7 protein-coding genes are annotated in these 7,895 nt (G+C 67.5%); 3 read left to right on the plus strand and 4 right to left on the minus strand.

Annotated elements, in window-relative coordinates; genetic code table 11:
* Positions 1–97 precede the first annotated feature (97 nt).
* From TVH25_RS19825 to TVH25_RS19835, 3 genes are all read right to left on the minus strand, one after another.
* Complete coding sequence (locus TVH25_RS19825) at positions 98–949, minus strand: Bax inhibitor-1/YccA family protein (RefSeq protein ID WP_169652512.1); 852 nt, start codon at positions 947–949, stop codon at positions 98–100.
* Between the two features lie 118 nt (positions 950–1,067).
* Positions 1,068–2,195, minus strand: coding sequence for a class I SAM-dependent methyltransferase (locus TVH25_RS19830; RefSeq protein ID WP_422425286.1), 1,128 nt, complete (start codon positions 2,193–2,195; stop codon positions 1,068–1,070).
* Positions 2,189–2,548: a hypothetical protein gene (locus tag TVH25_RS19835; protein ID WP_240952338.1), complete on the minus strand. Its 360-nt coding sequence runs from the start codon at positions 2,546–2,548 to the stop codon at positions 2,189–2,191. The genes TVH25_RS19830 and TVH25_RS19835 overlap by 7 nt, the downstream gene beginning before the upstream one ends.
* Before the next feature lie 161 nt (positions 2,549–2,709).
* Between TVH25_RS19835 and TVH25_RS19840 the strand changes: the two genes are divergently transcribed.
* Entirely contained in the window at positions 2,710–6,195 is a 3,486-nt protein-coding gene (locus TVH25_RS19840) for a protein kinase domain-containing protein (protein ID WP_422425287.1), read from the plus strand.
* A 115-nt stretch (positions 6,196–6,310) separates the two neighbouring features.
* Positions 6,311–7,330 carry a magnesium transporter CorA family protein gene (locus TVH25_RS19845; RefSeq protein WP_296551025.1) on the plus strand — a complete coding sequence of 340 codons (1,020 nt, stop codon included), beginning with the start codon at positions 6,311–6,313 and terminating at the stop codon, positions 7,328–7,330.
* Between the two features lie 27 nt (positions 7,331–7,357).
* Here TVH25_RS19845 and TVH25_RS19850 read toward each other — a convergent pair whose 3' ends face one another.
* Positions 7,358–7,519 carry a hypothetical protein gene (locus TVH25_RS19850; RefSeq protein WP_169621528.1) on the minus strand — a complete coding sequence of 54 codons (162 nt, stop codon included), beginning with the start codon at positions 7,517–7,519 and terminating at the stop codon, positions 7,358–7,360.
* 138 nt (positions 7,520–7,657) lie between these two features.
* Between TVH25_RS19850 and TVH25_RS19855 the strand changes: the two genes are divergently transcribed.
* Positions 7,658–7,858, plus strand: coding sequence for a CsbD family protein (locus tag TVH25_RS19855; protein WP_169621527.1), 201 nt, complete (start codon positions 7,658–7,660; stop codon positions 7,856–7,858).
* Positions 7,859–7,895 lie beyond the last annotated feature (37 nt).

The following is a 7,895-nucleotide window of genomic DNA, read 5'->3' on the forward strand; positions in this document are numbered from 1 at the left end:
CCCGCCCCCAGCGGGCGCGGGGGGCTCGGGGGGGGGTATGCCGGAACCCACCGCGGCCCCGGGGCGCCGCGCCGGGGGCCTTCGTTCGTGGTTGTTGCTAGTCGTTCTGGAAGTAGCTCAGCAGACGCAGGATCTCGACGTAGAGCCACACCAGGGTCACGGTGAGGCCGAGGGCGACGCCCCACGCGGCCTTCTCCGGAGCCTGAGCGCGGATCAGCTGATCGGCGGAGTCGAAGTCCAGCAGGAAGCTGAACGCCGCGATGCCGATGCACACGAGGCTGAAGATGATGGCCAGCGGGCCACCGTCACGCAGCCCGAGGCCGCCGTCGATGAAGAAGCCCGCGATGATGTTGCCCAGCGCGAGGATCAGGACACCGACGAGAGCGCCGACGATCATCCTGGTCAGACGCGGCGTGACCCGGATCGCGCCCGTGCGGTACACGACGAGCATGCCGAAGAAGACACCGAACGTGCCGAGGACGGCCTGAGCGATGAGTGTCGAGCCACCGGCGCCACCGAACGTGATGTCGGTGAACATGAACGACAGCGCGCCGAGGAAGAAGCCCTCCGCCACGGCGTACGCGAGCACGATCGCCGGATTGTCCATCTTGCGGCCGAAGGTGGCTACGAGCACCAGGACGAGACCGAGGAGACCGCCGCCGATGACGAACGGTGCGGCCAGGCCGGTGTTCATGGTGACGAGGACGTAGGAGATCAGCGCAGAGACGGTGAGCACGCCGAGCGTGATACCGGTCTTCGTGACGACGTCGTCGATGGTCATCGACCGCTCGGTCGTGGGCCGCGCCCACGGGTCCGTAGGCGAATACTGCGGCTGGCCGAATTGCTGGGTGACCTGCGCGGCGCCTGCCGACGCAGAGCCGAAACTGGCGTATCCGCCGCCCTCTTGCTTGGGCAGGTTACGGAACACCGGGTTACTGGTGGTGCGCACCGTGCACTTCCCTTCTGGTGGTCGCTTCTGTCCGCTCAACGCGTAAGCCGGGGCAGAAGTTCCCTCCCTCCGACCGCTGTGACGGTCGCCGCAGAGCAGACCCCGGACGAATCGGACTCTACCGGGTGCGCACCGATCGAGTCACGGTGAACTTGGGGTTGCGGCCCTCGACGCTCGTGGCGCCGACCACCCGTTTCAGGATGGGGCGGTAGCGCAGGTGCGAGTTGTACACCGTCCACATCTCTCCTCCCGGACGCAGGATGCGACCCGCCGCGGCGAACATCTTCTCCGCGGCGCCGGTGTGGACGGCCGCGCCGATGTGGAAGGGCGGGTTGCACACCACGAGGTCGACGGAGGCGTCGGGCAGCGAGCCTGCGACGTCGTCGCGCAGCACATCGACGCGGTCGGCGACGCCGTTCGCGGATGCGGTCGCCGCGGCCGAGTCCACCGCGGCGGCCGACTGATCGGTGGCGATCACCCGCATGTCCGGGTGCTGCCGCGCGAGCACGGTCGCCAGGATGCCGGTGCCGCATCCGAGGTCCACGGCGACGGATGCGTCCGGTGCCGTTCGCGGCAGGAAGTCGAGGAGGAAGCGGGTGCCGATATCCAGTCGCGGGCCGGCGAACGCGGCGCCGTGCGCGACGACGACCAGGTCGAGTTCGGGGAGGGTTTCCCGTACCGGATAGGTGCTCGGGCCCGGGATCGGCCCGCGCGCGGTGACCACGCGCGACTTCTGCCTCCCCCGTGACGCCCGGACCTCGGCGAAAGATCGTGCGAGCACGTCGTTCATGGCGACGGTGATGTGCTTGTCCCGGCCGCCGGCGAAGACGACGACTTCCGGGTCGGCGTGCCGGGCGATCGCTTCGGCTGTCTCGGTGAGCGCGCCGAGCGAACGCGGCAGGCGCAGGAGCACGACGCGGGCGCCGCGGAGGAGTTGTTCGTCCAGACCGTGTGACGCGTACCGGTCTGCGAGGTTCTCACGGGAAGCGTTGGCGGCCAGGGCGCGCTCGGCCACGATCGAGTCCTGATGGACGCGCAGGCCGGATGCCTCGTAGCGGACCGCCGCTCCGAGGGTCAGGGCACCGTACTGGTCGTCGATCACGACGACGGTGCCGTCGGGAGCCGCCTCGAGGGCGGGGCCGGCTTCGTCGAGGATCAGCCGGTCCGCGGCATCGACAGCGAACAGATTGGGCGCTTCCACATCCGGGAAGCGCCGCAACCTGTCGAACAGCGAGTCTGTCAGCACTCGCCCTTGCCGGCGTTCTCGATGGCGCGGAGCGTGTCTGCCTGCTGCTCTACGTCGAGCTCCTGCCACTGCGGGAGCTGCTGCTGCGCATCCGCGACGGCCTGCGCTGCCTGGGCACGATCCTGTCCCCATTCCTCGAGCTCGTCGAGGTACGGAACGAGAGCGTCGCAGTTCTCGTCGTAGCTGTTGCCGAGCTGCACACCTGCACCACCCTGCGCCGACGAGGCGCTCGTGGTGGTTGTGGTGGTCGTGGTGGTGGTCTCGTCGGCCGATGCGGTTCCGTCCGAGGATCCGCACGCCGACGCGAGCAGGACCACGCCTGCGCCGAACAGCGCCGCGACAGTCTTCTTCATTGATGTCCCACTTCTGATAGCAGTGTTGTTGGACCGGTCCGTTGGCATCGTTGCCAGGGTCCGGTCGGATCACGGTAAACGAGGGCGTGCGAACGATCCGCGTCGGGAGTGCACATTTCGGGACTACGCTGAAGAAACGGCCCCGCGAGGTGATCGAAACGATGCCCGATTACGAGTTGATCTCCACCCAGCGCGCCCCGGCGCCGACGGTGGACACTGCCGAAATCGTGCGTTCGCTGGCCGATGCGGGATTCACCGACGCCGAAGAAATCGGCCGCGGCGGTTTCGGAATCGTCTTCCGCTGCCGACAGGAGTCGCTGGACCGGACGGTCGCGGTGAAGGTGCTCCGCACGACCCTCGATCCCGACAACCTCGAACGATTCCTGCGGGAACAGCGCGCGATGGGCCGGCTCTCGGGCCACCCGAACATCGTCAACGTGCTGCAGGCCGGGACCACGGACTCGAACCAGCCGTACCTGGTGATGCACTATCACCCGCACGACTCGCTCGACACGCGGATCCGCAAGCACGGCCCGTTGCCGTGGCCGGAGGCGATACGGATCGGCGTGAAAGTCGCCGGAGCACTCGAGACCGCCCACCGTGCAGACGTCCTGCACCGGGACGTCAAGCCCGGCAACATCCTCATCACCGAATACGGCGAGCCCCAGCTCACCGACTTCGGCATCGCGCACGTGGGGGGCGGCTTCCGCACGACACCCGGGATGATCACCGGATCGCCCGCGTTCACCGCCCCCGAGGTCCTGCGCGGCGGGCAGCCGACACCGGCGTCGGATCTGTACGGGCTCGCCGCCACCTTGTTCTGCGCGATCACAGGTCACGCGGCCTTCGAACGCAAGGAGGGTGAGCGGGTCGTCGCCCAGTTCGTGCGGATGACGTCCGAGCCCGTCCCGGACCTTCGGGGCTCCGGTATCCCGGATGATCTGTGCGTCGCCCTCGAGAGCGGAATGGCGCCCGACCCCGAGGATCGTCCGGCGTCCGCCGCGGAGTTCGGTGAGCTTCTCCGTGCAATCGAGTGGCGTCACGGTCTGAAGGTCGACGACATGGCGCTGCCCTCGTCGCCGCCTGCGGATCTCACGGACGCGCGGGCGGACGCACCTCCGGAGACGGGCCACCCGCCTACCGCTGCCGTCACGCCGCGGTCGACTGCCCCCGCCACCCGTTTCCGTCCTCCGCTGCCTGCCCGGCCGCTCGTCCACCGAACCCGCTTGCTTCGACTGCTCCGCTCCGGGCAGAGTCGGCGGCTCACTGCCATCCACGGCCCGACCGGATTCGGGAAGTCGACTCTCGCGGCGCAATGGCGGGACGTGCTCACAGCCGAAGGTGTTCCCGTCGCGTGGCTCACCGTGGACAGCGACGACAACGACGTCACCTGGTTTCTCGCGCACCTGATCGAAGCCGTCAAGCAACTCCACCCCGCGCTCGCCCGCGACCTCGCGCAGATTCTGCAGGCGCACGGTGACGAGGCGACCCGTTACGTCCTGAGTACGCTCATCGACGAGATCTTCCGGACCGGTGAGCCGACGACGCTCGTGGTCGACGACTGGCATCGTGTCACCTCACAGGAAACCGTTGCGGCTCTCGAACTTCTGATCGAGCAAGGGCCACCGAACCTGCACGTCGTCGTCACGAGCCGCAGCCGGGCCGGATTACCGCTCAGCCGCATGCGCGTGCGCGACGAGCTGCTGGAAGTCGACTCGGCCGCATTGCGTTTCGACGACCAGGAGTCCGAGGCGTTTCTTCGCGACGTCGGGGGCCTGCATCTGTCTCCCGACGACGTACAGCGATTGAACAACACCACCGAAGGCTGGGCCGCTGCCCTGCAGCTCGCGTCGTTGTCGTTGCGGGACAGCGACGATCCGTCGGCCATGATCGAGAATCTGAGCGGGCGCCACCACGCGATCGGGGAATACCTTGCCGAGAACGTGCTTTCCACGCTCGAGCCGGAGATGTACGAGTTCCTCACGGCGATTTCGGTCACGCACTCCATCTGTGCCGGACTCGCCACAGCACTGACCGGCGAGCCGCACAGCCAGGCGATGCTCGAGGACGCGGAACAACGCGACTTGTTCCTTCGTCCGGTGGACGACGAACGCGTCTGGTTCCGCTTCCATCACCTGTTCCGCGAGTTCCTGCGCCGACGCCTCGAACGCGACCATCCCGAGCGCATCCCCGCACTGCACCGCGCCGCCGCGCAGTGGTGCGCGCGGCACCACCTGATCCGCGAGTCCGTCGACCACGCGCTCGCCGCCGGTGACACGGCATTCGCGGTGGATCTGGTGGCCACGGACGGCATGTCCCTGATGGAGCAGGGGCATATGGGCACTCTCCTGGCCCAGATCGACAAGCTGCCACCTCGGGCGGTCGCCGACGACCCCCGTCTGCTGTTGAGTCGAAGCTGGGCCAACGCTGCGCTGCAGCGGTTCTCGGAGGCACGGGGGGCGCTTGCCGCCATTCCGGCCGCATGCGCCCGAAGCACTCTCCCCTCGTCCGAACTCGATGCGCTCCTCGTCGAGACCCGCGTGGCCGAAGCGGCGCTCCTGATGAACGCCGATCAGGTCCGGGGGATCGCAGAGTTGGTGGAACCGGTCCTCGCCGAACCCCAGGATGCCCGTCCCTGGGCGGTGGGCTCCGCGTCCGTCTTCGCGTCCTACGCGGACCTCCTGTGTTTCGAATTCGACAGTGCGCGGCGCCGTCAGGAGTGGGCGCGGCCTTACCACGAGCGCACACGCGGGCAGTTCGCGTCGATCTACGGGCTGTGCCTGTGCGGCATGGCCGCGAACGAGCAACTCGACGTCGCGGGCGCCGAGGAGTACTTCCGCAGGGCATTGCGCGCGGCTCGGAACAGCAGCGGAATCCACAGCCACGCGGGTCGGCTGTCGGCTGCGATGCTCGGCGAGATGATGTACGAGCAGGGACGAATCACTGAGGCGGAAGCCTTGCTCGACGAGAGCAAATTACTCGGAATCGAGGGCGGCATAGCCGATTTCATGATGGCTCGCTTTGCCACCGCAGCTCGGCTGAAGTTGCTGCGCGGAGACAGGGATGCCGCCCTCGAACTGCTCGACGAAGGACTTCGGGCGGCGTCGACACACGAACTTCCGCGCCTGCGAGCACGAATCGAGAACGAACGTCTGCGTTTGGGTTTCGACCCCGAGGTACCGCCGCACCGAACGATGCCGGATCCCGATACGCCCCTCGCGGTGGGACCGGAAGAGGTCACCGCGCAATACGAGGACGCTACCGCGATCCGTCTGCTCTACCGCACCGGCGAGCCGGCCGCCGTGGCCGAATCCGTGGAGTGGGCGCGGTGGTGGCAACGCCGGACCGCAGGCCGTCGCCCGCGGACTCACATGAGTTACACCCGGCTCGTCGTGGCATGCCTCCACGCCGCCGGGCGGTACGAGGAAGCGGAGCGAACCGTTGCGCCGCTCGTCGCGCTGTGCGGGGAGCGCGGATTGGTGCGGCATCTCATCGACGGTGGCCCGCACGTGGTCGCGGTGCTCCAGTCGTTGCAGGACAGAGTGCGGACCGGCACGCTGCCCGGAGGCTGGCCCATCGTCGACGAGGCCTTCCTCGCCGAAATGCTCCGACTGGCGGACGCCGGGGGTGTCGGCACCCGAATGTGACGGCCGGAACGGTTGCACGCAGGGACACGCGCCCCGTCGTCACCCGCGACGAACCGGTTCGAGAACACGGGCTCGACCCTGCACACACCGGGAGCGAGTCGGGCAGACTGCGAGAATGACCACCATCCACGACGGCCAGGTCCGCACACGGGTGTGGCGCAGCGGAAAAGTCGAGGGTGACAACGTCCCGTTCGCCGACATCTCGGACTACCTGCAGGACCCCGACTGCCTCGTATGGGTGGATCTTCTCGATCCGAAACCGGAGAGACTGTTCGCGCTGGCGGAGGAGCTGAGCTTCGACCCCCACGCGGTGGAAGATGCGCTCGCGCGCGGCGAACGCACCAAAGCGACGCGCTATGCGACGCACACCTTCCTCACCGTCTACGCCACGCACCTCGCGACCGGCCCTGATCCCGCGGTGGAGGCGTACGAATCCCGGCTGAGCACGACGCGGATCTCGGCATTCCTTCTGCCCGGGTGCCTGGTCACCGTCCGTAGCCGCGGCCCGTTCGACATGGACGATGTGGTGACCCGCTGGGACGCAAACCCCGACCTGCTGAAATTCGGCACCGCTGCGTTGCTGCACGGCCTGCTCGACGTGGTCGTCGACGGGCAATTCGACACCATCCGTGACCTCGACGACGCGATCGAGGAGATCGAGGACGGGTTGTTCGCCGACGAGGCCCAGCCGAAGCAGATCCAGCGGGCTGTCTACAGGCTCCGCAAGGAACTGGTTCAGCTGCGCAGGGTCGTGCTGCCGATGCGAGAGGTCGTCAACGCGGTGATGCACTTTCGCGCCGAACACGGTATCGCGCCCGGGCTGGACGGTTGGTACACCGACCTCTACGACCACGTTCTCCGTGCCACGGAATGGACCGAATCGCTACGCGACATGGTCACGACCGTCTTCGAGACGAATCTGTCGCTGCAGGATGCCCGTCTCAACACCGTCATGAAGAAGCTGACCGGCTGGGCCGCGATCATCGCGGTGCCGACCGCTGTGACCGGCTGGTTCGGGATGAACGTGCCGTTTCCCGGCTCGGGAGAGGAAATGGGCGTCCTCGCGGTCGCTGTCATCGTCTTCTTCTCCGCAGCCGTGCTGTTCGTGCTGTTCAAACGCCGCGACTGGCTCTAGGCCGACCGGTCTCCGCTCGGGCGATCGCTAGAGGAAGACCATGATCAGCGCGATGATCAGCGCAATGATCACCAGCACCGTGACCACGCGCCACACCGCCGCTGCCCCGCCACCGGACCGGTTGCGCGTCAGTTCGGGATCGGCATCGGGGGCATCGCCGATGGGGTCGCCGCTGTTCGGGTCGGACATTTTCTCCTCCTCATGGGTCTACCCAGGCAGTGTTACACGGTCGGCCGCATTCGGCGCCGCTTGCCGGTTCGCGGTTTCGCTGCGTGCCGGCCGGGTATCCGGAGAGAGAACCGTCCGTCAAACAAGGAGGACCGACCGATGGCCGATTTCATCGACAAGGCGAAGCACAAGGCAGAAGAACTGGCCGGCAAGGCCAAGGAGCACGGTGGCAAGGCCACCAACGATCGTGATCTCGAGGCCGAAGGCAAGGGCCAGCAGACCAAGGGCGGCATGAAGCAGGCCGGTGACAAGGTCACCGACGCCGCAGACGACGTCAAGAGGTCGTTCAAGCAGGACTGACTTCCCTGCCGACATCCGGGCCGGGGGCCGCGCATCG

It is taken from the genome of Rhodococcus sp. 7Tela_A2 (assembly GCF_049311045.1).
Taxonomy (GTDB): domain Bacteria; phylum Actinomycetota; class Actinomycetes; order Mycobacteriales; family Mycobacteriaceae; genus Rhodococcus.

What these genes read in the sequence shown, in the direction of transcription:
- TVH25_RS19840 (WP_422425287.1), top strand. Translation starts at nt 2,710, where the DNA reads ATGCCCGATTACGAGTTGATCTCCACCCAGCGCGCCCCGGCGCCGACG.
- TVH25_RS19845 (WP_296551025.1), top strand. Translation starts at nt 6,311, where the DNA reads ATGACCACCATCCACGACGGCCAGGTCCGCACACGGGTGTGGCGCAGC.
- TVH25_RS19835 (WP_240952338.1), bottom strand. Translation starts at nt 2,548, where the DNA reads ATGAAGAAGACTGTCGCGGCGCTGTTCGGCGCAGGCGTGGTCCTGCTC.
- TVH25_RS19855 (WP_169621527.1), top strand. Translation starts at nt 7,658, where the DNA reads ATGGCCGATTTCATCGACAAGGCGAAGCACAAGGCAGAAGAACTGGCC.
- TVH25_RS19850 (WP_169621528.1), bottom strand. Translation starts at nt 7,519, where the DNA reads ATGTCCGACCCGAACAGCGGCGACCCCATCGGCGATGCCCCCGATGCC.